The organism is Amycolatopsis sp. cg5 (assembly GCF_041346955.1).
Lineage (GTDB): Bacteria > Actinomycetota > Actinomycetes > Mycobacteriales > Pseudonocardiaceae > Amycolatopsis.
Map to the genome: position 1 here is coordinate 9100992 of NZ_CP166849.1, position 26280 is coordinate 9127271.

At 68.3% G+C, this 26280-nt stretch carries 28 protein-coding genes; 9 read left to right on the forward strand and 19 right to left on the reverse strand.

Features of this window, described 5'->3' with window-relative positions; translation table 11 throughout:
* Positions 1–32 precede the first annotated feature (32 nt).
* Positions 33–1763: an ABC transporter ATP-binding protein gene (locus AB5J62_RS41390; RefSeq protein ID WP_370945510.1), complete on the reverse strand. Its 1731-nt coding sequence runs from the start codon at positions 1761–1763 to the stop codon at positions 33–35.
* Positions 1760–3391: an ABC transporter ATP-binding protein gene (locus AB5J62_RS41395; RefSeq protein WP_370950474.1), complete on the reverse strand. Its 1632-nt coding sequence runs from the start codon at positions 3389–3391 to the stop codon at positions 1760–1762. Before AB5J62_RS41395 ends, AB5J62_RS41390 begins: the two co-directional genes overlap by 4 nt.
* A gap of 70 nt (positions 3392–3461) precedes the next feature.
* On the opposite strand from AB5J62_RS41395, the gene purL reads away from it, so the two are divergent.
* Complete coding sequence (gene purL, locus AB5J62_RS41400; protein ID WP_370945511.1) at positions 3462–5672, forward strand: phosphoribosylformylglycinamidine synthase subunit PurL; 2211 nt, start codon at positions 3462–3464, stop codon at positions 5670–5672.
* Between the two features lie 41 nt (positions 5673–5713).
* On the opposite strand, the gene AB5J62_RS41405 is transcribed toward purL, so the two are convergent.
* The 10 genes from AB5J62_RS41405 to AB5J62_RS41450 all read right to left on the reverse strand — a co-directional run bounded on the left by AB5J62_RS41405 (position 5714) and on the right by AB5J62_RS41450 (position 14529).
* The gene (locus tag AB5J62_RS41405; protein WP_370945512.1) at positions 5714–6568 is read right to left on the reverse strand and encodes a hypothetical protein; all 855 of its coding nucleotides are present in this window, start codon (positions 6566–6568) and stop codon (positions 5714–5716) included.
* Positions 6565–7662, reverse strand: a complete 1098-nt coding sequence (locus AB5J62_RS41410; RefSeq protein WP_370950475.1) for a pentapeptide repeat-containing protein — start codon at positions 7660–7662, stop codon at positions 6565–6567. Before AB5J62_RS41410 ends, AB5J62_RS41405 begins: the two co-directional genes overlap by 4 nt.
* 46 nt (positions 7663–7708) lie before the next feature.
* The gene (locus AB5J62_RS41415) at positions 7709–8461 is read right to left on the reverse strand and encodes a hypothetical protein (RefSeq protein ID WP_370945513.1); all 753 of its coding nucleotides are present in this window, start codon (positions 8459–8461) and stop codon (positions 7709–7711) included.
* A 9-nt stretch (positions 8462–8470) separates the two neighbouring features.
* Positions 8471–9208: a hypothetical protein gene (locus AB5J62_RS41420; RefSeq protein ID WP_370945514.1), complete on the reverse strand. Its 738-nt coding sequence runs from the start codon at positions 9206–9208 to the stop codon at positions 8471–8473.
* Between the two features lie 56 nt (positions 9209–9264).
* Positions 9265–9771, reverse strand: a complete 507-nt coding sequence (locus AB5J62_RS41425) for a hypothetical protein (RefSeq protein WP_370945515.1) — start codon at positions 9769–9771, stop codon at positions 9265–9267.
* A gap of 30 nt (positions 9772–9801) precedes the next feature.
* On the reverse strand, positions 9802–10836 hold the full coding sequence (locus AB5J62_RS41430) for a hypothetical protein (protein ID WP_370945516.1): 1035 nt from the start codon (positions 10834–10836) through the stop codon (positions 9802–9804).
* Between the two features lie 21 nt (positions 10837–10857).
* The gene (locus AB5J62_RS41435; protein WP_370945517.1) at positions 10858–11796 is read right to left on the reverse strand and encodes a hypothetical protein; all 939 of its coding nucleotides are present in this window, start codon (positions 11794–11796) and stop codon (positions 10858–10860) included.
* Positions 11797–11910: 114 nt separating this feature from the next.
* Positions 11911–12780 carry a lysozyme gene (locus AB5J62_RS41440; RefSeq protein WP_370945518.1) on the reverse strand — a complete coding sequence of 290 codons (870 nt, stop codon included), beginning with the start codon at positions 12778–12780 and terminating at the stop codon, positions 11911–11913.
* A gap of 177 nt (positions 12781–12957) precedes the next feature.
* Positions 12958–13719 carry a lysozyme gene (locus AB5J62_RS41445; protein WP_370945519.1) on the reverse strand — a complete coding sequence of 254 codons (762 nt, stop codon included), beginning with the start codon at positions 13717–13719 and terminating at the stop codon, positions 12958–12960.
* A gap of 207 nt (positions 13720–13926) precedes the next feature.
* Positions 13927–14529: a type VII secretion system-associated protein gene (locus AB5J62_RS41450; RefSeq protein ID WP_370945520.1), complete on the reverse strand. Its 603-nt coding sequence runs from the start codon at positions 14527–14529 to the stop codon at positions 13927–13929.
* A 62-nt stretch (positions 14530–14591) separates the two neighbouring features.
* Between AB5J62_RS41450 and AB5J62_RS41455 the strand changes: the two genes are divergently transcribed.
* Positions 14592–14978, forward strand: coding sequence for a sterol carrier family protein (locus AB5J62_RS41455; protein ID WP_370945521.1), 387 nt, complete (start codon positions 14592–14594; stop codon positions 14976–14978).
* An 89-nt stretch (positions 14979–15067) separates the two neighbouring features.
* On the opposite strand, the gene AB5J62_RS41460 is transcribed toward AB5J62_RS41455, so the two are convergent.
* Complete coding sequence (locus AB5J62_RS41460) at positions 15068–15904, reverse strand: SAM-dependent methyltransferase (RefSeq protein ID WP_370945522.1); 837 nt, start codon at positions 15902–15904, stop codon at positions 15068–15070.
* A 165-nt stretch (positions 15905–16069) separates the two neighbouring features.
* Between AB5J62_RS41460 and AB5J62_RS41465 the strand changes: the two genes are divergently transcribed.
* The 7 genes from AB5J62_RS41465 (at position 16070) to arfB (ending at position 21634) form a co-directional block, all read left to right on the forward strand.
* Positions 16070–16948, forward strand: a complete 879-nt coding sequence (locus tag AB5J62_RS41465; RefSeq protein ID WP_370945523.1) for a helix-turn-helix domain-containing protein — start codon at positions 16070–16072, stop codon at positions 16946–16948.
* A 229-nt stretch (positions 16949–17177) separates the two neighbouring features.
* Positions 17178–17411 carry a DUF397 domain-containing protein gene (locus AB5J62_RS41470; RefSeq protein ID WP_370945524.1) on the forward strand — a complete coding sequence of 78 codons (234 nt, stop codon included), beginning with the start codon at positions 17178–17180 and terminating at the stop codon, positions 17409–17411.
* On the forward strand, positions 17395–17757 hold the full coding sequence (locus tag AB5J62_RS41475) for a hypothetical protein (protein WP_370945525.1): 363 nt from the start codon (positions 17395–17397) through the stop codon (positions 17755–17757). Before AB5J62_RS41470 ends, AB5J62_RS41475 begins: the two co-directional genes overlap by 17 nt.
* A 121-nt stretch (positions 17758–17878) precedes the next feature.
* Entirely contained in the window at positions 17879–19417 is a 1539-nt protein-coding gene (gene purF, locus AB5J62_RS41480; protein WP_370945526.1) for an amidophosphoribosyltransferase, read from the forward strand.
* 28 nt (positions 19418–19445) lie between these two features.
* On the forward strand, positions 19446–20516 hold the full coding sequence (purM, locus tag AB5J62_RS41485) for a phosphoribosylformylglycinamidine cyclo-ligase (RefSeq protein WP_370945527.1): 1071 nt from the start codon (positions 19446–19448) through the stop codon (positions 20514–20516).
* A gap of 37 nt (positions 20517–20553) precedes the next feature.
* The gene (locus AB5J62_RS41490) at positions 20554–21192 is read left to right on the forward strand and encodes a hypothetical protein (protein ID WP_370945528.1); all 639 of its coding nucleotides are present in this window, start codon (positions 20554–20556) and stop codon (positions 21190–21192) included.
* A gap of 25 nt (positions 21193–21217) precedes the next feature.
* Entirely contained in the window at positions 21218–21634 is a 417-nt protein-coding gene (arfB, locus tag AB5J62_RS41495) for an alternative ribosome rescue aminoacyl-tRNA hydrolase ArfB (RefSeq protein ID WP_370950476.1), read from the forward strand.
* Positions 21635–21812: 178 nt separating this feature from the next.
* Here arfB and infA read toward each other — a convergent pair whose 3' ends face one another.
* The 6 genes from infA to AB5J62_RS41525 form a co-directional block, all read right to left on the reverse strand.
* Complete coding sequence (gene infA, locus AB5J62_RS41500; protein WP_370945529.1) at positions 21813–22034, reverse strand: translation initiation factor IF-1; 222 nt, start codon at positions 22032–22034, stop codon at positions 21813–21815.
* On the reverse strand, positions 22024–22788 hold the full coding sequence (locus tag AB5J62_RS41505; protein ID WP_370945530.1) for a GNAT family N-acetyltransferase: 765 nt from the start codon (positions 22786–22788) through the stop codon (positions 22024–22026). The genes infA and AB5J62_RS41505 overlap by 11 nt, the downstream gene beginning before the upstream one ends.
* A 174-nt stretch (positions 22789–22962) precedes the next feature.
* Positions 22963–23439, reverse strand: a complete 477-nt coding sequence (locus tag AB5J62_RS41510) for a DinB family protein (protein WP_370950477.1) — start codon at positions 23437–23439, stop codon at positions 22963–22965.
* A gap of 90 nt (positions 23440–23529) precedes the next feature.
* On the reverse strand, positions 23530–24282 hold the full coding sequence (locus tag AB5J62_RS41515; protein WP_370945531.1) for a GNAT family N-acetyltransferase: 753 nt from the start codon (positions 24280–24282) through the stop codon (positions 23530–23532).
* A 155-nt stretch (positions 24283–24437) separates the two neighbouring features.
* Entirely contained in the window at positions 24438–25091 is a 654-nt protein-coding gene (locus tag AB5J62_RS41520) for a VanZ family protein (protein WP_370945532.1), read from the reverse strand.
* Positions 25092–25330: 239 nt separating this feature from the next.
* On the reverse strand, positions 25331–26224 hold the full coding sequence (locus AB5J62_RS41525; RefSeq protein WP_370945533.1) for a Gfo/Idh/MocA family protein: 894 nt from the start codon (positions 26222–26224) through the stop codon (positions 25331–25333).
* Positions 26225–26280: the final 56 nt, after the last annotated feature.

Genomic DNA, 26280 nt, shown 5'->3' on the forward strand with positions numbered 1-26280 from the left:
CGTCCACTTTGCCATGGACGCCGTACCCAAAGCTAGGCCGAAGCCGCATGTACCAGGCGTGCGTAAGGCCCGTCGGCGGCGAGTAGTTCCGCATGGCTGCCGAGTTCGGTGATGCGGCCGCCCTCGATCACGGCCACCCGGTCCGCGGCGGCAGCGGTGTGCAGCCGGTGCGCGATCGCGATGACCGTGCGGCCTTCGAGCACGCCGTTCAGCGAACGCTCCAGCTCACGCGCCGAGCCCGTGTCCAGCAACGAGGTCGCCTCGTCGAGCACCAGCGTGTGCGGGTCGGCCAGCACCACGCGCGCGAGCGCGAGCTGCTGGGCCATCGCCGCGGGCACCGGGTGCTCGCCGGAGCCGAGCTTGGTGTCGAGGCCGTCCGGCAACGACTTGGCCCACTCGGTCGCGCCGACCGAGTCCAGCGCGGCCATCAGCTCTTCGTCGGACCACGAACCCACCGGCAGGCACAGGTTGTCCCGCAGCGTGCCCGCGAACACGTGATGCTCCTGCGTCAGCAGCAGCACCTCGCCGCGCAGCACGTCGTCAGTCAGCGAGGACACCTCTTCGTCGCCGATGCGGACCGAGCCCGCGGTCGGCGCCGAGATCCCGGCGAGCAGCCTGCCGAGCGTCGACTTGCCCGCGCCGGACGGCCCGACGATCGCGAGCCGCTGCCCGCGCGGGACGTGCAGGTCGATGCCGTGCAGCACCTCGCGCTCGTCGTTGTAGCCGAAGCGGACGCCGGTGACGTCGATGTCACGTCCGACCGGCACCCGCGAGACCAGCCCGTCCCGCTCGACGGGCTTGACGCCGAGCACGCGGCGCAGGGCGGCCAGCGAAACCTGCAGGTCCTCCAGCCAGAACAGGGCCTCGGTCAGCGGGCCCGACATCACCTGGACGTAGACGAGCATGGTCGCGATGGTGCCGAGCCCGGTCCAGCCGTTGCCGTAGGCGATCATGCCGAGCACCAGCATCGCGGCCATCGGCAGCACGTAGCTGATCTCCAGCGACGGCAGCCAGCGCATCTGCATCGCACGCAGCTGCCGTTCGCCGTAGACGGCCTGGTCGAGCGCGGCGTGACCGGCCTTGACGCGGCGGCCGCGCAGGCTCAGCGCGTCGACCGTGCGGGCGCCTTCGACCGACTCGTGCATGGTCGAGCTGAGGTCGGCCCAGCGGTCGAGCATCCACTGCATGACCGCCGGGACCCGGCGCTGGTACCAGAGGTTGACGCTGATCAGCAGCGGAGCCGAGACCAGCATCGCCAGCGTGAGCAGCGGCGAGGTGAACAGCATCGCGATCAGGGTGAACACCACCGAGATCACGGCGACGAGGATCTCTGGCGCGGCGTTGCGCACCGCGAAGTCGACGCGGCCGATGTCGGTGGTCGCCCGGCTGAGCAGGTCGCCGGTGCCTGCCGCCTCGACCGTGCCGAGCGGCAGGGTCAGCGCGTTCGCCACGAACTGCTCGCGGTTGTGCGCGAGCACCTGCTCGCCGAACACCCGGCCGCGGTACCTGGCGATGCGCTTGACCCAGGCCTGCGCGAGCAGCACGACCACGAAGATCCCGGCGAGCACGCCGATCCGGCCGGTGGTGGTGCCCGCCAGCACCGAGTCGACCAGCATGCCCAGCAGCTGCGGGCCGGCCAGCCCGATCACGGTCGCTAAACAGAACATCGACATCATGATCGTGAACTCGCGCCGGTTGGCGGCCGCGGTGGCACGCACCCAGCCACGCACCTCACGCGGCGAGGCGAGCGGAAGTCGTTTCATACCGGTACCTTCAAGCTGATCACGCGGTCCGCCACATGCGTCCACAAAGGACTTTGCGCGAACACGACGGTGGTCTTTCCCTGACGCAGATGGGCGATGCGTTCGGTGATGCGGGCCTCGGTGTGCGCGTCGACGGCCGAGGTCGGCTCGTCGAGCAGCAGCACGTCGGCGTCGGTGGCCAGCGCGCGGGCCAGGTTCAGCCGCTGCCGCTGACCGCCGGAGACCTCGCGGCCACGCTCCCCGATCAGCTCCTCGACGCCGTTGGGCAGCGCCTCGACGATGTCCTCGGCGTCCGCCGCGAACAGCGCGGCGGCGACCCCGACCTCGCTCGGGTTCGGCGGCGTGACCTGCTCGCGCAGGATGCCGGAGAACCAGATGTCCTGGTTGTGCGCGAACACCACGCGCCGCCGCAGCTCGGCCAGCGCGACCCGGTCCGCCTCGACGCCGCCGATCAGCACGCGCTCGCCATCGGCCGCGTCGGCGAAGCGGGACAGCCGCTCGGCGAGTGGCTCACCGGCGACGCCCGCGTCGATCACGGTCAGCTGCCCGGCCTCGATGGTCAAGCCCGACTCGGAGTCGAACAGTTCCAGCGCGCCTTCCGGCAGCGGTTCCGGCTGCTCGGGGTCGGCCAGTTTCGGTTCCAGCGCGAGGATTCCGCAGACCTTCTTCGCCGAGACGAGCCCGCCGCTGATCGAGCTCGCCGCCTCGGTCGCGGTCATCACCGGCACCACGAGGTACGCCGAAACGCCGTAGAACGCGACGAGTTCGCCGACGGTGATCGTGCCGTCGAGCGCGAGCTGCGCGCCGAGCCAGGTGATGGCGATGGTGACCAGGCCGGGCAGCGCGATCTCGGCCGCGGCCAGCAGGCTCTCGCTGCGACCTACCTCGACACCCGCGCGCCGCACGCGCTGGCTCGCTTCGCGGAACCGGCCGAGGAACTGCTTTTCACCGCCGACACCACGCAGGATCCTCAGGCCGGACACGATGTCGGCGCCGAGCGCGTTGACGTCGGTGAGGTCTTCACGCTGGGCGGCCTTGCGTTTCTGCAGCGGCGCCAGCAGCGGGCCGATGCCGAGCACCGCCAGCGGCACGCCGACCAGCGCGACCACGCCGAGCAGCACCGAGTTGGTGAGCAGTGCGATCCCGATCACCACGAACGCGATCACCGAGCCGAACACCCGGCCCATGACCTCGAACACATTGCCGATGTAGTTGATGTCGGACGAGGCGATCGCGACCACGTTGCCGGTGGTCGTCTTCTCACGCAGGCTCGCGCCGAGCTTCGCCGTGTGTTCGGTGACCAGGCGTTGGGTGACGCAGGCGCCGTGCAGCCAGTTGCCGTAGGAGATGAAGTGGGTGATGGTGCCGAACACCGTCTGCCCGACGCCGAGCAGCGCGGCGATGATCGTCCAGCGCCAGACGTCCGGCCAGCTCTTGGCGCTGATCGCCTCGATGCCCTTGCCGACCACCAGCGGCAGTATCGCCGCGGGCAGTGACCAGAGCGCGGCGACGACCGCCACCGCCACGGCCTCCTTCGCGCGGGCGCGCAGCAACGCGAGCAGGTACCGCCCGCCGGTGAGGCGCGCGGGCAGCTTGATCGCGGGGAAGGAATACGTGGCGGAGAGCACGATCATCGACGGTAAGCGCACCCGTGGCCTCCGCGCGACCGATTTTTCCAGCGCCGACTACGCTCGGGTCGTGCAGCAGCCTTACCTTGAACTCGGCCTCACCGACGACGAGTACGCCCGCATCCGCGAGATCCTCGGCCGCTTCCCGACCGACGCGGAACTGGCGATGTACTCGGTGATGTGGAGCGAGCACTGCTCGTACAAGTCGTCGAAAAAGCACTTGCGCTACTTCGCGCGCACGGCCACGCAGTCGATGCTGGCGGGTATCGGCGAGAACGCGGGCGTGGTCGACGCGGGTGACGGCTGGGCGGTCACGTTCAAGATCGAGAGCCACAACCATCCGTCCTATGTGGAGCCTTACCAGGGCGCGGCGACCGGTGTCGGCGGCATCGTGCGCGACATCATGGCGATGGGCGCGCGCCCGCTGGCGGTCGCGGACTCGCTGCGCTTCGGCCCGGCCGACGCGCCCGACACCCGGCGCGTGCTGCCCGCCGCGGTCGCCGGCATCGGCGGCTACGGCAACAGCCTCGGCCTGCCGAACATCGGCGGCGAGCTGGTGTTCGACCCGTCGTACGCGGGGAACCCGCTGGTCAACGCGCTGTGCGTGGGTGCGATGCGCGTCGAGGACCTGCACCTGGCGCACGCCTCCGGGGTCGGCAATCGGATCATCCTGTTCGGCGCTCGGACCGGGCTCGACGGCATCGGTGGCGTGTCCGTGCTCGCCAGCGACACGTTCAGCGAGGACACCGGCCGCCGGAAGCTGCCGAGTGTCCAGGTCGGCGACCCGTTCACGGAGAAGGTGCTCATCGAGTGCTGCCTGGAGCTGTTCGCGGCCAAGCTGGTCGTCGGCATCCAGGACCTCGGCGGCGCGGGGCTGGCCTGCGCGACGTCCGAGCTGGCCGCGGCCGGTGACGGCGGTATGCGCATCGAACTCGACCGGGTTCCCTTGCGCGCGCAGGGAATGACGGCCGCCGAGGTGCTCGCGAGCGAGTCGCAGGAGCGCATGTGCGCGGTGGTCGCACCGTCCGATGTGGACGCTTTCCTGAAGGTCTGCGAGAAGTGGGACGTGCTCGCGACCGACATCGGCGCGGTCACCGACGGCGACCGCCTGGTGATCACCTGGCACGGCGAGACGGTCGTCGACGTGCCGCCGCGCAGCGTCGCCCACGAGGGCCCGGTGTACGACCGCCCGATCGCCCGACCGTCCACTCAGGACGCGTTGGTCGCGGACACGTCGACCTCGCTGCCGCGTCCGTCGAGCGCCGCCGAGCTTCGGGAAACGTTGCTGCGCTTGATCTCCGCGCCGAACCAGGCGTCGAAGGAATGGGTCACCCAGCAGTACGACCGCTACGTGCGCGGCAACACCGTGCTCGCGCAGCCGTCCGATTCGGGCATGATCCGCATCGACGAGTCGACCGGACGCGGCGTCGCGGTGTCGACCGACTGCAACAGCCGTTTCGTTTACCTGGACCCCTATGTCGGCTCCCAGCTGGCGTTGGCCGAGGCGTTCCGCAACGTCGCGGTCAGCGGCGCGACCCCGGTCGCGGTGTCCGACTGCCTCAACTTCGGCGCGCCGACGGACCCCGGCGTGATGTGGCAGTTCGAGCGGTCCGTGCACGGCATCGCCGACGGCTGCGTCGAACTCGGCATCCCGGTCACCGGCGGCAACGTGAGCTTCTTCAACCAGACCGGGTCGACCGCGATCCTGCCGACCCCGGTCGTCGGCGTGCTCGGCGTGATCGACGACGTCACCCGCCGCGTCCCGACCGGCGTCGGCTCCGAACCGGGCGAGATGCTGATCCTGCTCGGTGAGACCTTCGACGAACTCGACGGTTCGGCATGGGCCCAGCTGCACGGGCACCTCGGCGGCGTGCCGCCCAAGGTCGACTTCGCCCGCGAAAAGATGCTCGCGGATGTGGTGCTGGCAGGCTCACGCGACGGCATGATCTCGGCGGCGCACGACCTGTCCGACGGCGGACTGGCACAGGCACTGGTCGAGATGGTCCTCATTGGACAGTGCGGCGCGCGCGCCTTCCTCGACGACCGCGCGGACCCGTTCGTGCAGCTGTTCTCCGAGTCGTCCGGCCGGATTCTGGTCGCGGTGCCCCGGTCGGAAGAACTCCGGTTCACCGAGATGTGCAAGGCGCGCTACCTGCCGTGGCGCAAGACCGGCGTGGTCGACCCCGAGTCGGGAACCCTGGAAATCCAGGGCATCACCGAGTTCACCCTCGACGAACTCCGCGAATCCTGGGAAGGCACCCTGCCCAAGCTCTTCGGATGACCGGGATAAAGCGGGCTTTACTCCCGGGAGTAAAGCCCGCTTTATCCCGGCACTGGGGGAAGCTTCGAGCCTTCGGGGAACACGGCGTTGTCCAGCTCGGGCTCGACGGCGAACCCGGTGCCGGTGAAGTCGACGGGATCGTGAGCCGTGAAGTCGGTGAAGCCAGCGCGGCTGCCGAACTTGGCGTTGACAAAGGTGACCTCGCCCCACGTCTCGGCCTCGTTCAAGAAGAACATGTGCGGGATCACCGCGTCCTGGAACCCCGCGCCGCCGATGATCTGGCAGCGGGTCAACGTCAGCCACTTGACCTTCTTGCGGGCCATGTTGAAACGCTCAAGCCGCGCGCCCGTCAGATCGAGCGCGTACTCGGGCGCGTCCGGCTGCTTCGGGTTCGGCAGCAGGCTGCGGATGACCGTCTGGGCGGTCCGCCGGACCTGCTGCTCGCGGTCGGCGGCCGCGGCCGCCTCGGGAGACCAGTCTGGATCGTCAGCCGAATCGAAATCCGGGTGGTCGAAGCGCAGGCGCAAATAGCCGCACAGCACGTCGAGCACGCTCTGCACGTATTCGGGCCGGGCCCGGCCCAGCGCTTGGAGTGTGTGCATCGCGCCGACGCGCACCGGGTCGGCCGCGTTTCCCAGTAGCTCAACGGCTTTCGCGAAGCGCTCGTCGGCGACACGGGCGCGTTCGATCTCGTGGCGGTCCTCTTCGGTGCGACGGCGGCGGTCGTTGAGCCAGAGGCCGTACATCGCGGCGACCGCGCCGCCGGCGAGGCCGCCGGTCTTGAGCGCGTCACCGCGGCTGGTGGCCGGGTCGGCGAGCATCCACCAGGTGACGGCGACGAGCGCGATGACCGTGACGACCACCGCCCAGGCCAGTGGGGAGCGGAACCGTTTCACGCGACCACGATCCTGGCCTTGCCGTCACGCAACGGTTCGAGCTTCCATCCCTTCGGCAGCACGATCTCCTGGTCGGGATCGACCATCGTGTTGTACAGCTCCAGCGACTTCGGTCCCTGTTTGAAGTTCAGCTTCGTGTATCCGTTGAACCGGGTCTGGTGCATGCTCAGTCCGCCGGCGAACGTCACGTCCGTCAGATCCGCGTCGCCTGCGAACACCGCGTACTTGAAGTTGGTCTCGCCGTCGAAGGTGGTGCCGCGGAAGTCGGCCTTCGCGCCGAAGATCGTGCCACTGAACCAGGCGCGCTGGTGGAAAGTCGTGTCACGGCACCGGAAAGAGCCGATGAGCCTGCCCTTCGTGCTACCCGCCGCGGTGAAGTAGGCAGGTCCCAGTATCTGGCAACCGCTCAGGTTCGTGCTGCTGTGCAGGCCCGCGTACCGGAGCAGGATCTTGCCGATCTTCCGCCCGGACAGGTCGAGATACTCGACGGCCGCGCCCGTCAGATCGAGGTCGTAGCCCGGCGCCTCGGCGTCATCCGCTTCGGGCAGCAGGTCGACGATCAGCCGTTGCGCGGTAAGCCGTACCTGGAGTTCGAGTTCTTGCTCCGGTGACCCGTCGTCGCCTTCGCGCTCCTGAGTATCGACCTCCTTGTAGCGCTTGTGCGTGTAAGGCCGCCGCAGATACGAGCACAGCACGTCCAGCACCGTCTGCGTGTACTCCGGCCTGCTGCGCGCGACACCGGCGAGCGCGTGCATCGCACCCACCCGCACCTGGTCGGCGTCGTTGCCCAGCAGCTCGACGGACTTCGCGAAGCGCTCGTCCGAGATGCGCTCGCGGTCCTGCTCGGTGCGCCGCATCTCGAGATCGTGGCGCTGCCGCTCGATTTCCTGCCGACGCTCTTCGACCCGGCGGCGCCGGTCGTTGAGCCACAGCGCGTACAACGCGACGATCGCGCCGCCCGCGAGCCCGCCGGTCTTCAGCGCCTCGCTACGGGTGGTGTTCGGGTCCTTGAGCAGCCAGCCGCCGACGGCCACCAGCAGCAGCAACGACAACGCGAACGTGCCTGCCAGCGGGGACTTCACCAGAACGCGCAGTTTCGCCACGAGGCGTCACTTTAACGGTCGGTCGGCCAAATCCGGGTCACTTGCCCGCCACCGGCGCGAACGCCGCGATGCAGTGCTGCCCGACGTTCACGGTCGCCCGGTCGTGCACGGCCGTCTCGCCGAAGGTGCCCTCGATGTCGACCGGCACCGATTTGCCGTCGCCGTCGCCGACGTCGGTGGCCGACACCGGCAGCCGCGCCGACACGCGGCCGGTCTTGCCGTCGGCGAAGTACTTGCCGAGTGCGCCGACCTCGGCGTCGGTCATCGACGGGCACCGGTCGTACTTGCCGTCACCCTCTTTGTTGATCGCCTCGACCAGCTTGTTGGTGATCGCGAGCGCGGCGTCGAGGTCTTCCTGCTGATACTGCGCGCGCCGGCCGACGCTGTACACGCAGGGCTGGGCAGCGGAGCTGTCGATGAGCGCGGAGAAACCGCGATACGGCTGACCCGCCGGGCTCATGTCGACCACGGCACGCAACAGTTTGCCTTCGGCCACCGAAGCCAGGTTGTCTTCGAGCGTGAACGGGGCGTCCTCGGTGGCGAGTTCCTTGGTGGTCTCGCGGCTCGGCGTGGTCGTCGACGGGCACAGCATGCCGTCGGCCTCGTCGCCCTTGTGCTCGCGCAGGGCCTTCACGAAGCGCTCGGCGAGCTGCGCCTGCGCTTGCATTTGCGGCGCGGCGCTACTCGGCGGAGGCGCTGACGGCGTCGCGGTGTCCTTGGCGCAACCGGACGCGACGACGGCCACTACGCCGGCGGCGAGCACGGCCTTTCCCCAGCTGAAAGTCCCCACGAACCCACTCTAGCCGCGAGCGACGTAAAACGAGGCTACGCAATCTTGGCCGTCCCCGACGCGCACTGATGCCCGGTTCGTCACGGGTGCGCCGTCGAAGCTGCCGTCTACGGTGACCGGGACGGTCATCCCGACGGATTTGCCGCTGTCGTCGTACACGACGTCGCCGATGCCGGGCATCGCCTTCGCCGCCAGCTCGGCCTTGCCGTCCGCGTAGTGCATGACGGTGCCGACGTCGGCGTCCGAGAGCGCGCCGCACTTGGGCGCCAGCGCCGACGAGCTGTCGCCCGCGTTGATGCCGTCGACCATCGGCGTGATCGCGACGACCGCGGCGTCGAGCTGCGCGGGCGTGTATTCGGCCTGGTGACGCACGCTGTCGACGCACCAGTCCTCGCCGGAACCAGCCAGCATCGCCGAGAATCCTTCGAACGGCCCGCCCGCGTCGTTGAACGTGACGGTCGCGTCGTAATACCGGTCGCCGACCGGTTCCAGCGGCCTTCGCAGGGTGAACGTCACCTGCTCGGCCACCAGCGCGTCGGCCGCGACCCGGTTCGGATAGGTCGCCGCCGGGCAGAGCAGACCGGCCACCTGGGCGGCGTCATGGGACTGGAAGGCGGCCACCATTTTTTCGGCGAACTGCTCCGGTCCGCCGGCGCTCGCACTTCCCGGCGTGACGAATCCGGTCACCGCAACAGCGGCGGTGACCACCGCGGCGACGACGGCCGCGGCCTGAGCCCGCGCATTCACGGCGAACAGTTTACGCAGGTAGCGGCCTCAGAGCGAGAAGTTGACCAAGCTGTGTCTCAAGCCGACTTGGTCGTGGTCGGTGATCGCGGAGAGTCACCAGAGCGCGAATCCTCGTTCGTGATGTTCTTCCAGCACCAGTGCGCATTCTCGCTGACGATCGTATTCACGAACGGGTTAACGCGGCCCTGACTGCTCACACGCATGGTAGAGCGGTACTCGGTCTCGCTGACCTTCACGACCGCGCCGTCGACCGTCGCTGACTCGACTCGGTCCACCGTCCTGACCGCCGTGTCGACGGTCGGCCCCGCGTCCGCGCACCGGAGGCCGGTCAGCGAGGCTTTGTCCTGATGGTTGAGCCCGTCGACGATCTGCTGCGCGGTCTTCGACGGCCCGGCCGCCGGGTCGATCTTGTTCTTGCCGAGGAAGAAACCCGGCGCGACGAACCCCGTGATCAGCAGCGCGAGCAGCACCGCCGCGGTGAACGTCAGACCTACCCACAACCCCGTCCGCTTCGGCTTGGGCGGTGGTGGCGGTGGCACGTACTGCCAACCTGGGTAAGTCATCGCCGGGTCCCCCTGTCGTCTTGGCAAGCCTTAGAACACGCCGAACACCGAGACGCAGAACTTGCCGCTGGTGTTGCTGCCGAGCATCAGCCCGGACGCGTCCTTGCCATTCAATTTGCCATGGATCGAGCCGCTGACGAGGAAATCGCCGCCGCTGGTCTCGACCGTGAGCGCGGGCGAGCCCGCGATCGCCTCGTCGATGTCCTTCTCGACGTCCTTGGCGTCGTCCTCACACGTGAGCGCCAAGGCGCCCGCCTTGTCCTTGGCGTTGACCTTGTCGACGAAGTCCTTCAGCAGCGTGGCGCCCGCGCCGGTGGCCGGCTTGGCCGAGGCCGACGTCGGCGCCGAGGCGCTGGTCTTCGGCGCGCTGGTGGTGCCGCCCGCGACCTTCAGCCTGCTGACGAGCTTCCAGCACCACTTGTCGCCAGACTTGACGATCGTGCCGACCGCGGTGCCCGGCTTGGCCTTGACGACCATCGAAACCGCGGCGAGGTACTCGGTCTCGCTCTTCTTGTCGAGCTTGTCCAGCTTGACGTTGCTGACCGTGTCGAGCGCGGCGAGCACCTCGTCGATGTCCTTCTCGGCGTCGGCGCACTTCAGCGCGGTCAGCGCGACCTTGTCCTTGGCGTTGAGGCCGTTGACGATGGCCTGCGCCGTGCCCTCCGGCCCGGCCGCCTCGGTGCTGTCCTTGCTCAGGAAGAACCCCGGCGCGACGAAACCGGTCACGCCCAGCGCCACGAGCAGCACGACGACGATCCCGATACCGATGAACAGCCCGGTCTTGCTCTTCTTCGGCGGCTCCGGCGGGCCGCCGAACGTGCCGTACTGCTGGGTGTTCGGGTCATAGGCGCCGTAGGGCTGCTGTTGCTGCTGGCCCCACTGCTGTTGCTGCGCGTTGGGGTCGTAGCCGGGCTGCGGCTGGCCCCACTGCTGCTGCTGGTTCGGGTCGAAACCCGGTTGCTGCTGGTAGCCGGGTTGCGGTTGCTGGTATCCGCCGCCCTGCTGCTGTCCGTACGGGTCCGGCTGCTGGCCGTATGGCTGGCCCGGCTGCGGCGGATAGGTCATCGGAGGTGCCTTTCTGGTGATTCAGTTGACGAGCACGAGCAGGTTCTGCACGCAGTAGGTACCGCTGCTGTTCGTGACCTGCACGTTCCCGCCGACGGTCTGCCCGTCCGAGGTGGTGCCGGTAAGTGTGAACGACAAGGACCCGCCGGGCCCGGCTTTTGGCGTACTCAGTGCGATCGCCGGGCTGTCGCCGAGCCGGTTGATGCCTGCCTTGAGCATCGTCTCGGCGCGCTGGCAGCCGAAGCCGAGCGCCGTGGCCTGGTCCTTCGCGTTGACCGCCGCGACGAACTTCTCCGCCACCTCCCGGCTTTGCGCCGGGTCGGCGGCGGGCGCGGAGCCAGCGGTCGGCGTCGACTTCCCGCCGGTCGGCACGCTGCCGGTCGGCGAGCCGCCGGGGTTTCTGGCGAAGACCTGCGTCATCTTCTGGACGCACCACTTGCCGCCCTGGTTCGCGAGCTTCGCGTCGAACATGAACTTCTTGCCCGCGTTGTCCACGGTCAGCGCCGCCGTGTCACCCGCAGGCGGCGCGTCGAGGGTCACCCCGAACTTCTTGTTGACGATGTCGACGCCGTACTGCCGCGTCTTCGCCTCCGCGTCCGCGCAGTACAGCGCGCTGACCGCCTCCTGGTGGTGCCCGGCGAGCGCGTTGACGAACGACGACGCCGCGTCGGCGGGCGAGCCCGTCGCGTCCGTGCTCGTGTCGTCGCCGAGGAAGAATCCCGGCGCGACGAAACCGGTGATGCCGAGTGCCAGCAACGCCACGACCCCGGCCGAGATGCCGACGATCAGGCCGGTCTTCTTCTTCGGCGGGCCCGGCGGCGGGTAGCCATGGCCGGGGTACGGCTGCTGAGGCGGGTACTGCTGCTGACCTTGATAAGGCTGCCCCTGATACGGCTGGCCCTGTCCGAATTGGCCGGGCTGCTGGCCGTACGGCGGTCCCTGCTGCGGCGGGTAGGTCATGGAGTTCCCCCTCCTGATGCTGGTCAACGGCATTCTGCCCGTTGGACGCAGCGGACACGAAAACGGCTCCCGTCCGACGCGGATGTCGGACGGGAGCCGTTCATGTCCGTTCGGTCAGCCGACGGCCAGCGCCTGGAGCCGGTCGTAGGCACCGTTGAAGGTGTCCTGATCGAGCGGGCTCGAGGTGTACTGCCACACGGTGTGGAAGCCCCAGCCGTACGGCAGCGCCCCGACCGACGAGGAGTACCTCGCCACCCAGAGCGGCACCGTGCCGCCGAAGTTCTGCGTCGACCCGACGCACTGGTTCCACCAGTTCGTCGAGGTGTAGATGACCGGCCAGCGCCCGGTGCGCGCGTAGTAGCGGTCGTGGAACGACCGGACCCACGCGCCCATCGCCGACTGGCTCAGCCCGTAACACGTTGCGCCGTAAGGGTTGTACTCCATGTCCAGCGCGCCGGGCAGTGTCTTGCCGTCCTTGGACCAGCCACCGCCGTGCGCCAGGAAGTAGTCGGCCTGCGCCGCGCCGCTCGAGCCGTTCGGGATGGCGAAGTGGTACGCGCCGCGGATGAAACCCTGGTTGTACGAACCGTTGTACTGCTGCGCGAAGTACGGGTTCGTGTAATACGTGCCTTCGGTCGCCTTGGTCCAGACGAACCGCTTGCCCTGTCCCCACCAGTAAGCCCAGTCGACATTGCCCTGATAGCTGGCGACGTCGATGCCGGCGACGGTCGCCTGGATCTGGACGCCGTTCGCGTCCACCCCCTGCGGCTTCTGCGCCGCTTCCTTCGACTCAGGCGTCGACTGGTCGCCCTCGACCCGCCTGATCTGCGACCCCATGGTGGCGTTGAACGGTTCGGCCAGCTGGCCGTCGGGCCGCGGTTCGGCCGCCGCCCCGGCCGCTACGCCTTGCAGGAGCGCGGCGGTCGAGACGGCGATGGCTGCCAGTGCGACGAGTCGCCTAGCGCCTCTTCGAGAAATGGACATGCACCCATCCCTTCACAAGTACCCTCGCTGAGAGTGACACTGCAGGTAGTCACTCGGGCGTTGATTGTGAGCGATGATGGGACGTTTGTCACCATTTTCCGTGAACTGCATCGGTCGTGTGGGTGATTTTCACGTGAATCAAGATCACTTGTTGTTAATCGTTTACACGGCGGTGCGTCATCCGTAACTCAGGGCCTGGACCCGGTCGAACGCGCCGTTGAACCAGTTCTGGTCGCCGGGAAGCGGGCCCGCCGCCTGGAATTGCCAGATCGTCTGGACGGTCCAACTGGCGGGCAACTCACCGATGAAGGTGTTGTAGCGGGCGATCCAGAGCGGATTGAAGCGGAACTCGGCACTGTTGCCAGTGCAGCGCTTCCACCAGTTCGTGCTCGTGTAGATCGTCGGGTAGCGGCCGGTCCGGTTACGGTAAGTCTCCGAAAAGTCCTTGATCCACGCGACCATGTCCGGCCCCGACTTGTTGTAACAGGTCTCGCCGTACGGGTTGTACTCCGCGTCGAGCGCACCCGGCAGCGTCTTGCCGTCGGCCGACCAGCCGCCGCCGTTGTTGACGAAGTAGTTCGCCTGCTCCGCGCCGCTCGACACATCCGGCCGCGCGAAGTGGTACGAGCCGCGGATCATGCCGTTCTGATAGGAGCCGTTGTACTGCTGGGCGAATCGCGGGTTGCGGAACCCGGTGCCCTCGGTCGCCTTGATGTAGACGAAGCGGGCGCCACCGCCGACGGCCGCCGGCCAGTCCACGTCGCCCTGGTGCCCGCTCACGTCGTGCCCGAGCACCTGGTCTTCGGAAACGTCGTAGTGCGGAACACCGTCGACGCCTTCGTGCAGTGCGATCTGCGAGCCCGCGTAATTGTCCTCAGCGCCCGCGTAGGGATCGAGCGTGGTCGCGGCGGCCGGGCTGGTCTGCCCCCAGAGCAGCATTCCGGCACCCAAGATCGCGGTCAGTTTTCTCTTACACTCCACCATGGTTCGCCACGATGCCTGGAGGAAGCGCTTCCGGCGACTCGGTTGTCACTCGATAGCGTGACGCCGACTCAGCGCTCTCCGCAGGGGGTCGTGAGTGGTACGGCCGGTTCTAACCGGCGAAAACACTCACGACCCATGGGCGGGGTCGCGGTGACTCCGGGATCAGCGCTCTTCGTCGGCGATCGCCATGATCAGGTGCTCGGCCGGGACCACCGCGGTGACGAGGTCGTGCGGGTTGATCGCGACCGGATGCCCGGCGAGCAGCTTCACGATGTCGCGGCCGACGACGGCGCGGGCGTGCGGCCATTCGCGCGGCACCATGGACTTCGAGGTGTACGCGGGCACGAGCACGCGGCCCTCGGGGTCGTGGAAACCGATGACCGTGCGCTGGATCGGCGACATCGCGTAGACGAACAACGTCGAGTCCAAAATGGCCGACGGCAGATCCTCGGCGGGGCGGTGCTTCGTGTACACCAGCTGCAGCAACCGTTCGAGGTCGCTCGACGGCTTCGGGAAACCCAGTGCCTGCGGGGAAGGCCGGTACCGGTCGTTGGGGTGGAAGTCCTCGACGATGTCGCCGGCGCCGTTCACCGGATACGCGCCGACGACGGCCCAGCTCGGCACGGGACCGCCAGGGTCGAAGGCCTCGTCGATGACGTAGAGCCAGCTGTTCGGGTTCGCCCTCGCGTTGGCGCGCATGTCTTCGGTGATCTCCGGCCGCTTCGCGGCTGTGGTCAACCGGTCTGCGTCGTCGCGCTGCGCCATTTGTGTCCCAACGTCCCGAGTGCTGGATGTGCGTCTTTCTGGTGTCACTCTACTGTTTGCCCATGGCCACTTCGCGTTCGGTTGACCCCGGTGAATTACGCACCGCCGTGCAGGCGCTTTCGGCCTGGTTGAGCGAAGATGGGCCCGATCCGGCCCGCGCGGAACTGGCGCTGGCCGTCCGGCTGAGCCTGCGCACGCTGGCGCAGGACGCGCCGGGGCGCAGCGTCGAGGTGCGGGTCCCGCCGTTCGCCGCGGTCCAGTGTGTGGAGGGTCCGCGGCACACGCGCGGCACGCCGCCGAACGTGATCGAGACCGATCCGCGGACCTGGCTGGAGCTCGCCACCGGACGTCTAAAGTGGACAGACGCGGTCGAGACCGGGCGCGCGACGGCGTCGGGGACCCGTGCCGACCTCAGCCACTGGCTCCCCATCGTGCGCCTGGACTCGTGAGCTGCGAAAACGTGGGCAAGATACAGAACGCAAAAGGCTCGTGAGAGCTCCGGGCAGGTCCGGAACTCTCACGAGCCCTCGCGGAGGAACTAGATCTTGCGGCCGACGCCACCGGAGATGGTGCGCTGGGCGGCGTTCAGGTCCTTGATCCGCGGACCGTCCGGCCACCAGTCGGCGCAGAGCACGACACCGGGCTGGATCATCTCGAGGCCGGTGAACAGCTCCTCGATCTCGGTCCTGGTGCGGAAGGTGCCGGAGCCCATCGGGCTGTGCAGGAAGACGTCTTCCATCTTGCGAGCCAGCGCGCTCAGCTCGTCCTGCGGGTCGGAGAAGTGGCTGAGCGCCACGAACGAACCGGACGGCAGGGCTTCGATGTACTCACGCATGATCTCCGCGGGCCGGTCACGCGGGCCGTTGAAGTGGTGCATGGTGCCCATCTGCAGCAGGGCGACCGGCTCGGTGAAGTCGATGTGCTTGCGCACCACCGCGTTCTCGATGACCTCGCGCGGGTTGAAGATGTCGGCGGCGACGAAGTGCGTGTTGTCGTTCTCTTCGAGCAGCGCGCGGCCGTGCGCGAGCACGACCGGGTCGTTGTCGACGTAGACGACCCGGATGTCCGGGTTGACGCGCTGGACGACCTGGTGGGTGTTCTCCGCCGTCGGCAGGCCGGAGCCGCAGTCGAGGAACTGCGCGATGCCGGTCTGGTTGGCGAGGAAGCGGCAGGCCCTGATCAGGAACGCGCGGTTCTCGACAGCGAGATCCTTGGCCTCCGGCGCGACGCTCTGGACGCGGCGGAAGGTCTCCCTGTCGATCTCGTAGTTGTCCTTGCCACCCAAGAACGCGTCGTAGACCCGGGCGATGCTCGCCCTGGTCGGGTCGACTCCGACGGGTGCCGGGCGGTCGGTGGGGGGAGCGGCTCCGGGCATTCTCGGCCTCACAAAACTGTGTCGAATATCGCGGACCACACGTACGGTAAGAGTACGCGCCCGCCGCGTAAACTTCGGCTGGACCTTGACGGTCATGCCCAGGCGGGTACGCTGAGTAGTCGGGCTGCACCTGAATGCCGCACTGTTCGCACGAGAGGTCGGGGTATGAACGCGGTGAACGCGTCCGGTGGAGAACAGAGCCTGGGCCCCACTGCCCGGCGCATGATCCTCGGCTCTCAGCTGCGACGACTACGCGAGCAGGCCGCGATCACGAGGTCCGAGGCCGGCTACAACATCCGGGGTTCCGAGTCCAAGATCAGCAGGCTCGAACTGGGCCGCGTCGGCTTCAAAGAGCGAGATGTCGCCGACCTGCTGACCATGTACGGGATCACCGAATCGAGTGAACGCGCGGCGTTCCTCGACATGGTCAAGGAGTCGAACCAGCCCGGCTGGTGGCGCCGCTACAACGACCTCATGCCCACCTGGTTCAACGACTATGTCGGGCTGGAGGAAGCGGCCACCCGTATCCAGACCTGGGAGCCGCTCTACGTCCCCGGCCTGCTCCAGACCGAGGACTACGCGCGCGCCGTCGCGAGCTACGGCCGCCCGGAGAGCGCGGACGACGCCGTCGAACGGCGGGTCGCGCTGCGCATGCGGCGGCAAAAGCTGCTGCAGCGGCCGGACGCCCCTCGGCTGTGGGCGGTCGTCGACGAGTCGGTGCTCTACCGGCCCATCGGCGGCAGCAAGGCACTGCACAAGCAGATCGAGCACCTGCTCGAAGTGACCACGATGTCCAACGTCTCCGTGCAGATCCTGCCGTTCCGGCTGAGCGGGTACGCCGCGCAGGGCGCGTTCGCGCTGCTGCGGTTCGCCGAGCCGGAACTGCCCAACATCGCTTACATCGAGCACCTCACCGGCGCGAACTACCTGGAGAAGCTCGACGAGATCGAGGCTTACAGCCGTTCACTCGACCGGCTGGCAGTTGACGCGGAGACGCCGGATCGCAGCAGGCAGATCCTGGCGAAACGCCTGGCCGAGATCTGACCGAGCCGCCCTGCCGGCACCCCGGCAAGGTCCAGAAGTCCCTGTTCACCAGGACTTTCGTCACCCGTTAGTGTGAAGTGACCGAGCATGATCGTTACTCAGAGAGTTATTCGCAAGAAATTCTGCACGTGCATTTACCCGAGCATGAACACGTGCTAGCTTCGATTCACAGTCAAATGCACATGCAGATGCAAGCCCGAGAGATCGAAATCGGATGAGGGTGGACGTGATGGAGATTGTGAACGGCATTCAGGCCGATCTGCTGACCGACGCCAGCTGGCGCAAGAGCAAGCGCAGCGGCCCGGTCGGCAACTGCGTCGAGGTGGCGACCTTGAGCAACGGTGACATCGCCATGCGCAACTCGCGTTTCCCGACCGGCCCGGCCCTCGTCTACACGAAGGCGGAGATCGAAGCCTTCCTCGGCGGCGTCAAGGACGGGGAATTCGATGACGTCCTCGGCTGAGGCCGACACCGCCTGCGTCGACTTCGAGACCGGCCTGCGGCGGCTCGTCGCCCGCGGCTACCAGTTCATGCACCCGCGCAACTCGCGCGGCGAAGTGCTCGCGATCGTCGGGATCCGCGCCCACGACAACGTGGTCGACGTGGTCCGCTTGGACGACGAGGACGATGTGACCGCCATGCGTATGCCGGGCGACGAAGAGAACGTGCTCGAACCGAGCAAGGTGCTGTGGCAGTCGGCAGGCACGGTGTCCACCGTGCTGACCGAAGTGCTCGCCCTGCCGGAGGACCACACGCCGGGGTCGCTGGTCATGCCAGGCGACTCCCAGTGGCTGGCCGCTTCCGCCTAGTCACCCTGAAGACTTCAGGCCTCGCACGACAGTGTTCATCGCCACGTCGTGCGGGGCCTGACTCATGTCAAGACCGTTTACACTTGACGCGGCCTGCCCTCTTCTTCTTGGGAGCACCTCGGTGGTTTCCGACCAGTCAAACACTGGACAGCCCGCAATCGACGAACCCGACCCGGAACCCCGTGAAGAATGCGGTGTGTTCGGTGTCTGGGCGCCTGGTGAAGAAGTCGCCAAGCTGACCTACTACGGCCTGTACGCCCTGCAACATCGCGGGCAGGAGGCGGCGGGCATCTCCGTCTCCGACGGCACGCAGATCGTGGTCTTCAAGGACCTCGGCCTGGTCAGCCAGGTGTTCGACGAGCAGATCCTGCAGTCGCTGCAGGGCCACATCGCCGTCGGTCACTGCCGCTACTCCACCACCGGCGCGACCATCTGGGAGAACGCCCAGCCGATCTTCCGCACCACGGCGACCGGCAGCGGACTGTCCTTCGCGCACAACGGGAACCTGGTCAACACGGCCGAGCTGCGGCAGCGCACGCTCGACGCGGGCATCAAGCCGCACGCCGGGCTGACCGGTTCGTCGAGCGACTCCGACCTGGTCTGCGGCCTGCTCGCCGCCGCCGCGGCGGACAAGGGCATCGAAGCCGCCGCGCTGGAGCTGCTGCCGACCCTGCGCGGCGCGTTCTGCCTGGTGTTCTCGGACGAGTCGACGCTCTACGCCGCGCGTGACCCGCACGGCGTGCACCCGCTGGTGCTCGGCCGCCTGGAGCGCGGCTGGGTCGTCGCGAGTGAGACGGCCGCGCTGGACATCTGCGGCGCGTCGTTCGTGCGCGAGGTCGAGCCCGGCGAGCTGATCGCCATCGACGCCGAGGGCCTGCGGTCCTCGCGGTTCGCGAACCCGGAGCCCAAGGGCTGCGTGTTCGAGTACGTCTACCTCGCCCGCCCCGACACCACGATCGCCGGCCGCAGCGTGCACGCCACGCGCGTCGAGATCGGACGGCGGCTGGCGAAGGAGCACCCGTGCGACGGTGACCTGGTGATGCCGGTGCCGGAGTCGGGCACCCCGGCCGCCATCGGCTACGCGCAGGGCTCCGGCATTCCCTACGGCACCGGCCTGGTGAAGAACGCCTACGTCGGGCGCACCTTCATCCAGCCGTCGCAGACCATCCGCCAGCTGGGCATCCGGCTGAAGCTGAACCCGCTGCGCGACGTGATCCGCGGCAAGCGGCTGGTCGTGGTGGACGACTCGATCGTGCGCGGCAACACCCAGCGCGCGCTCGTGCGCATGCTGCGTGAAGCGGGCGCGCTCGAGGTGCACGTCCGCATCGCCTCGCCGCCCGTGCGCTGGCCGTGCTTCTACGGCATCGACTTCGCGTCGCGGGCCGAGCTGGTCGCGAACGGCGTCGACCTCGACGGCATCCGCCGCTCGATCGGCGCGGACTCGCTCGGCTACGTTTCGCTCGAAGGCCTGGTCGCGGCGTCGGAGCAGCCGAAGTCGCGGCTGTGCACGGCGTGCTTCTCCGGCGAATACCCGATCGAGCTGCCCGAGGACGCCCTGATCGGCAAGCACCTGCTCGAAAGCCTCGACGCGGTCAATGGCGCGGCGAAGCCTGTCGCCCCTGCCGGGTACGGTGCTGAGGACGCAATTCGCCGTCCATGATCTCTCTAATGTTTGGAGTGCGCTTCCCGTGAGCGAGTCCACGAGCGCGACGTATGCCGCCGCCGGCGTCAGCATCGACGCCGGTGACCAAGCCGTTGAGCTGCTGAAACCGCATGCGGAGCGGGCCACCCGCCCCGAGGTGCTCGGCGGCGTCGGCGGTTTCGCCGGTCTGTTCTCGCTGAAGCTCGACCGCTGGAAGGAGCCGGTGCTCGCGTCGTCGACCGACGGCGTCGGCACCAAGATCGCGGTCGCGCAGGCGCTCGACAAGCACGACACGGTCGGCATCGACCTGGTCGCCATGGTGGTCGACGACCTCGTGGTGACCGGCGCCGAGCCGCTGTTCCTGCAGGACTACATCGCGGTCGGCAAGGTCGTGCCCGAGAAGATCGCCGCACTGGTCGGCGGCATCGCCGAGGGCTGTGTCCAGGCGGGCTGCGCGCTGCTCGGTGGCGAAACGGCCGAGCACCCCGGCCTGATGGGCGAGCACGACTACGACCTGTCGGCGACCGGTGTCGGCGTGGTCGAGCAGTCGCAGCTGCTGGGTCCTGACAAGGTCCGCCCCGGTGACGTGGTGATCGCGCTCGGCTCGTCCGGCCTGCACTCCAACGGCTACTCGCTGGCCAGGCACGTGCTGCTGGAGATCGCGCGGATGCCGCTCGACGGCCACGTCGAGGAGTTCGGCCGCTCGCTCGGCGAGGAGCTGCTCGAGCCGACCAAGATCTACGCGAAGGACTGCCTGGCGCTGGCCGCCGAGACCGAGGTCCGCACGTTCTCGCACATCACCGGTGGCGGGCTCGAGGCGAACCTCGCTCGTGTCATGCCGCGTGGCCTGGTCGCCACGCTCGACCGGGGCACGTGGACGCCGGCGCCGGTGTTCGCGCTGATCGGCCACCGCGGCAAGGTCGAGCGTGCCGAGCTGGAGAAGACGTTCAACATGGGCGTCGGCATGGTCGCGATCGTCGCGCCGGAGGATGTCGACCGCGCGCTCGCGATGCTGACCGCGCGGCACATGCCCGCGTGGATCCTGGGTGACGTCCGCCCGGCCGAGGACCCCGACGGCCCGCGCGCGGTGCTGTCCGGAGACCATCCTCGGTTCTGATGACAACGGATCGCGGTCCTGCCTCGTAGTAGATGGCGTGGACCGCGACCTCAAAGCACTGCTCGACACCGCGGTCCGCGTCGAACCCTGGTTGCGGATCGACGCCGCCGCGGTGCTGGCCGAGGGCACCGCGCTGCGGTCACGCGGCAGACGCCTGTCCGCCGTCGGCGGGGTGACCCTTTGCGTGATCGCCGTGGCGGTTTCGGCGGCGTTCGCGGCGACGCGTCCGGTCGAGCAGATCACCGCGCAGAGCCCGCGTGAGCAGCAGCTTTCGGAAGCGTTCAGCCTCGCTCGGCACTTGCCGAGCGGGGTCCTGGTGAATGGGCCCGACCGCTTCGTGCGCTCTGACAACGCTTACGAGCTGCACGCGACGCTGACCGATTCGCTGGGCACGGCGACCATGGACATCGGCGTCACGCTGCCCGAACCCTGGACTGCCGACTGCGAGCACTACCACCGCGCGTTCCGGTGTGAAACCTTGCTGCTGCCGGACGGTTCACGCGTGGTCGCGTCCCAATGCGAGGACGAGTTCCTCGTGGTCAGGCGGGTCGGCGACCACGTCGTCTCGGCGCGGGTTTCGACGCGCGGCGCGGACGGCACGACGACCAGGCCCAAGCCGCCGCTGAGCATCGACCGGTTAATCGGCATCGTTTCTTCGCCCGCGCTGTCACAATGATCGGGTGGCAGCGTCTCCGTCGGATGTGGTGGTCGGTTCCCGGTTCGTCGTACCGGGCGCCGAGCTGAGCGAGCGCTTTTCCCGCTCGTCCGGCCCCGGCGGGCAGGGCGTGAACACCACCGACTCCCGCGTCGAGCTGTCGTTCGACGTCGCCGCGTCCACCTCGATCCCGGAAAACCTGCGCGCGCGGATCGTCGACCGGCTCGGCGGCAGGCTCGTCGACGGCGTGCTGACGATCGCCGCCAGCGAGCACCGGTCGCAGCTGATGAACCGCGAGGCCGCGCGCGAACGGCTCGCCGTGATCCTCACCGAGGCCTCGTCACCACCGCCGCCGAAGCGGCGCCCCACCAAGCCGTCCCGTGGCTCGAAGGAACGCCGCCTCGCGTCGAAGAAACGCCGCAGCGACGTGAAGAAGGGCCGCGGCGGCCGCTACGACGACTAGCCCAAGGTCGTGAGTGTTTTGGCCGGTTAGAACCGGCCGTACCACTCACGAGCCAAGCCTCGCTTACGAACCGGCCACCCCCACCAGAGCAGAGTTGGTGAGGGGACCCCCGGGTGCGACATACGCACTGAGGGGTCCCCTCGCTTCAGCCCTGACGCCCGCAACACTCACGAGCCAACTAGTTGCGGTACCGGAAGAGAATGCGGCCGCGGGTCAGGTCGTACGGGCTCAGCTCGACCAAGACCCGGTCGTACGGCACGATCTTGATGAAGTTCTTCCTGATCTTGCCGCTGATGTGGGCCAGCACGTGATGCCCGTTCTGCAGCTCGACGGTGAACCGGGCGTCGCGCAGACACTCGAGCACCGTTCCTTCGACTTCGATGCCGCCCTTACCGGCCATGGCGCACCAGCTCCAGAGTGCTGCTCGCCCGCCAGGCGCCGATGCCGTCGAACAACGCCGTCGCCGCTTCGTTGGTCTCCTTCACCTCGGCCGAGGCCTTCTCGATGCCCGCCTGGTGCAGGTCGCCGAGCGCGTGGGTCAGCAGTGCGCGGCCGATACCGCGACGCCGCCGGTCCGCGCGGACGGCGAGCAGCCCGATCCGGGGCAGGCGCGTCACCTGGACCACCCGGAGCAAGCCGACGTATTCGCCGTCCTCGACGGCCACGGTGTACTTCGCCGTGTTGCCGATGGGCCGCGCGAGCACTTCGGCGGGCATCTCCTGCCAGCCGACGGTCGCTTCGACTTCCGCGCGGATGACCCGGTCCAGCTCGCGAAGCGGGCCGTCTTCGGCAGGCACGATCGTGATGCCTGGCCGAGGAAGGGCCGGGCCGGTGGGCACGACGTACTCCCACTCGCGCCGCCGGATCGTGAAACCGGCCTGATGCCAAGCGGCCAGCAGGTCTTGGTCGGATTCGTCGACCACGGTGTGCAGTGTTCCCGGCAGTGCCGCGAGCATCGCGGCGGCGAGCCGGTCGAAGACGGACCGGTGCCAGGCGTCGACGCTGAGGAAGATCCGCCCGTCCGGCCGGGTGGTGGCCTCGGCGCGGCCGGTCACCCGCTCGTCGTCGAGCGCGTGCCACAACCCCGGCACGACGCGCGTGATCTCGACGGCGGGTTCGCCGTCGGTGAAACGCAAAGTGTTGATGGTGGTCACCTTTCGGGAGTGCCTTGTCGAGGCGCTCCCGGCAACCCCTACGTCAGTCGCCCGACCGTGACGACGAGGAGAGCACCCACATCGAAACAGCGTTCATGGGTCTCACCTCCCGGTGTCGAGTCACGGTCAAGCGAACCGTAGCCACGGGCCGCGACGCCCGTCCACCGAATTTCCTCAGGCCCCGGTGACGCCGTCGACGCCTTCGCGCAGGAAGTCGGCGTGCCCGTTGTGGCGGGCGTACTCGTGGATCATGTGCAGCATCACGAACCGCAGCGAGACGTCCTCTTCCCACCGGTCGAAGTACTGGCTGACGTCGAGCGATGCGGCCTCGCGCTCGATGCGGCGCGCGTGTTCGACCTCGGTCTGCCACGCGGAGAAGGCTTCCTCGCGGGTGGAGTTCGAGGCGTCGTATGCCGCCTGGAAGTCGCGGTTGTCCGACCAGACGTGCTCGATGTCCTCCTGGTTCAGCACGCGCCGGAACCAGTTCCGCTCGACCTCGGCCATGTGCCGCACCAGCCCGAGCAGGCTCAACGCCGACGGCGGCATCGACTGCTTGCGCAGGTCTTCGTCGCCGAGGCCTTCGCATTTCATCGCCAGCGTGGCGCGGTGGAAGTCGAGGAACACGCGCAGCGTCTCGCGCTCGTCGCCCATACGAGGCGGATCGGGTCGTTCGGTCACGGCTCTCCCTTTCGAAGACGTGGGGGCCTCCCGGATCCGGAAGGCCCCCACGTCGGAAATCAGTTACTCAAGGCGCAGGTTCACGAAGCTACCCGCTGGCCGGAACCCGACCTTCGCGTAGATCCGCTCCTCCGGGACACCGGCGGGCGTGAGGAACACGGTGTGCGCTCCCCTGTCGTACGCGGCGCTGGTGAGGTATTCGGTCAGCGCGGCCGCGAGGCCCCGCCGCCGGTACTGCGCGCGGACGCCGAATCCGGCGACCTCGATGGTGCCGTCCGCCATCGGCGTCGCCAGCCCGCCGCCGGCGCCTTCGCCGGATTCGACGTGCCTGGCGAGCACGGCGAGGCCGCCGTCGGCGATCATCTTCCGCCTGCCGGCGAGCGACTCCGGGGTGATCGGGTCGGGGTCGTCGAAGGCCTCGCTCTGCGCACCCATCATGGCGAGGTATTCCTCGTCGGATTCGGGGGTGAGCAGCTCGAAGCCGTCGGCCACCGGCTGCGCGACGACCTCGTCACGCGGGCAGATCATCAACGGCACCCGGCGTTCGAGCTGGTAGCCGGCGGCGAGCACGACCGGCTCGACCTCCGGCATCGACTCGCCGAGGAACTCCAGGCGCGGGATCAGGTCCCGCTTCCGGTAGGCCTCGGTGAGCGCGTCCACGTCGGCGCGCGTGGGGACGGAGCCGTCATCGGGAATGGCGTAGTTCAGGAACGGATTGGCGGAGCTCCGGGAGAAAGTGGCCAGGAACGGGCCGATCCGCTCGGTTTCGCGGGCGTTGGCCGCGGTCGTGCGCATGTAGGACTGAACTGCAGACATGATTTGTCTGGAAACCTTTCGGGCAGGGTGAACTCAGGTCGACGTGGTGGCGTCGCGATGACGCCGCTAGGAGGCGTCAGGCATGAGGCATTCCCCTGTTGTCCGAAGGTGAGCCCATCATGTCATGGGCGGCAACCGGTTTTGTCGAGCGAACTTCACAGCCGCGCCGGGCCGTTGGCGAGCCGGTGGGCGTCGACCACGCGGAAGCACGTCGGCTCCCACACCGATCTCGGCACCCGCAGCTGGATCGGGGCCTCGCAGACCCGTCGCGTCTGCACCGGGATGACCACGCGCGGGCGCAGCCACCACGGGCGGGCCAGCGCGGCGCCCATGGTCGCGCCGAGCGCGTTGAGGATGACGTCGTCCGTCGCGGTCACCCGCCCGGCGTGCAGGAGGTACTGCACCGCCTCGACCAGCATGGACAACACGAGTGCGGCTACTGCGATCCGCCCCACCGACCGCAGGAACCGCACCCGGAACGGCAGGAACATCCCGAGCGGGCTGAGCATCAGCAGATTGCCGCCCACCTGCCAGAACGAACCGCCGTCGCCGAACGCGGTCGCCATGTCCGCGCCCGGGGTCAGGTGCAGTGTGCTGGTGCGCGAGCCCGCGACGGGCATCGTCACCAGCGCGAACACCAGCACGGAGACCAGGCAGATGGTGATGTCCATGGCCGCCGTGAGCTTCGCGTCGTGCTGTCTTTTCCGCCTCCGTGCCGCTGTCAGCAGTGGCCAGGCGATCAATGCGTATGGAACGGCGATGATCGTCAGCGGGATCATCGCCCCGAAATTTCGCAGCAAATCCCCCACGCGACCCCCTTTCCCAGGTTGCGTTTTCAAGATCAACCTTAGGCACGGCAAGATCGACTCTGCGCGTTGAACGAGCTCCACTATTCGGTGATTCTCGATTCGCGCGCGTGTCGCTGCCATGGTTCAGTGGAGGTCACTACCGTCCACAGTGGACTTTGTGGACAACCCTGTGGACAAGTTTCCCGCCCTACGCGAAAACCCTTGCGCGTAAACGGTTTCTCACTTGGCCGGCCTGTGTACTACTCCGCGTTCGCGAGGGTTCGCGCTTCGTGAATGAGCCGCTGGATGTGCAGGCCGCGCCGCACGTCACAGGGGTGTTCCGTGGTTTGGCTAGCCGCCATTGCGGCGAAATCATCGAGCAGCGCGACATACGATTCCAGCGCCGATCCCGGCTTGCGTCCCAGCGACCGGTAACCCTGTTCGCCGTAGACGCTGAGCTCGACGATCGTCGGATCGATGGGCAGCCGCAGCGAGAGCGTGGCCGTGCTCGTCGCCCCGCCCTCGTGCTCGAACAGCACCTGCCAGAGGTCCTCGGCGGTGACATGCGCGGCCACCACGCGGGTGATCTCGCCGAGCGCGGCGTCGAGCAGGTCGAACGCGTGCGGCCCGATGTCCGCGAGCGCGCCCTCGTCGGTACGCCACTGCGAGCCCTCGTAGACACCACCGAGCAGCGCGCCGGACAGCCAGCGCGCGGTCCCGCCACGCCACTCACCCGATGCGGCGACGTCGGCGAGCCACTCACGGGTGATCGCGGCGAAACGCAGCGTCAACACCACCAGCGACGCCACGCCTGCCTCGGCCACGGCGTCGGCCAGCCGCTGCGCGGAGGCCAGATCGGGCGCGATCGGCTTCTCCAGGATGAGGTGCTTCCCAGCCTGAGCGGCCTGGACGCCCAGCTCCGCCTGCACGGACGGCGGCACGGCGAACGCCACCGCGTCGACCTGGTCCAGCAGCTCCTCGAAGCTGCCCGCAGCCACCGCGCCGTGCTCGTCGGCGAGCTCCTTGGCCGGTTCGGGACGGCGCGTCCACACCGCGGTGAGCTTGGTGCCCGGATGATCGGCCAGGCCAGGGGCATGAATGAGCTTCGCCCAAGGTCCGGCACCGACAAGGCCAACGCGCAACGGGGTGTCCACGACGGGGAGTCTATTTGTGCCCTCGGCGGACTTCCGCGCCTCACCTGACTGGGTTA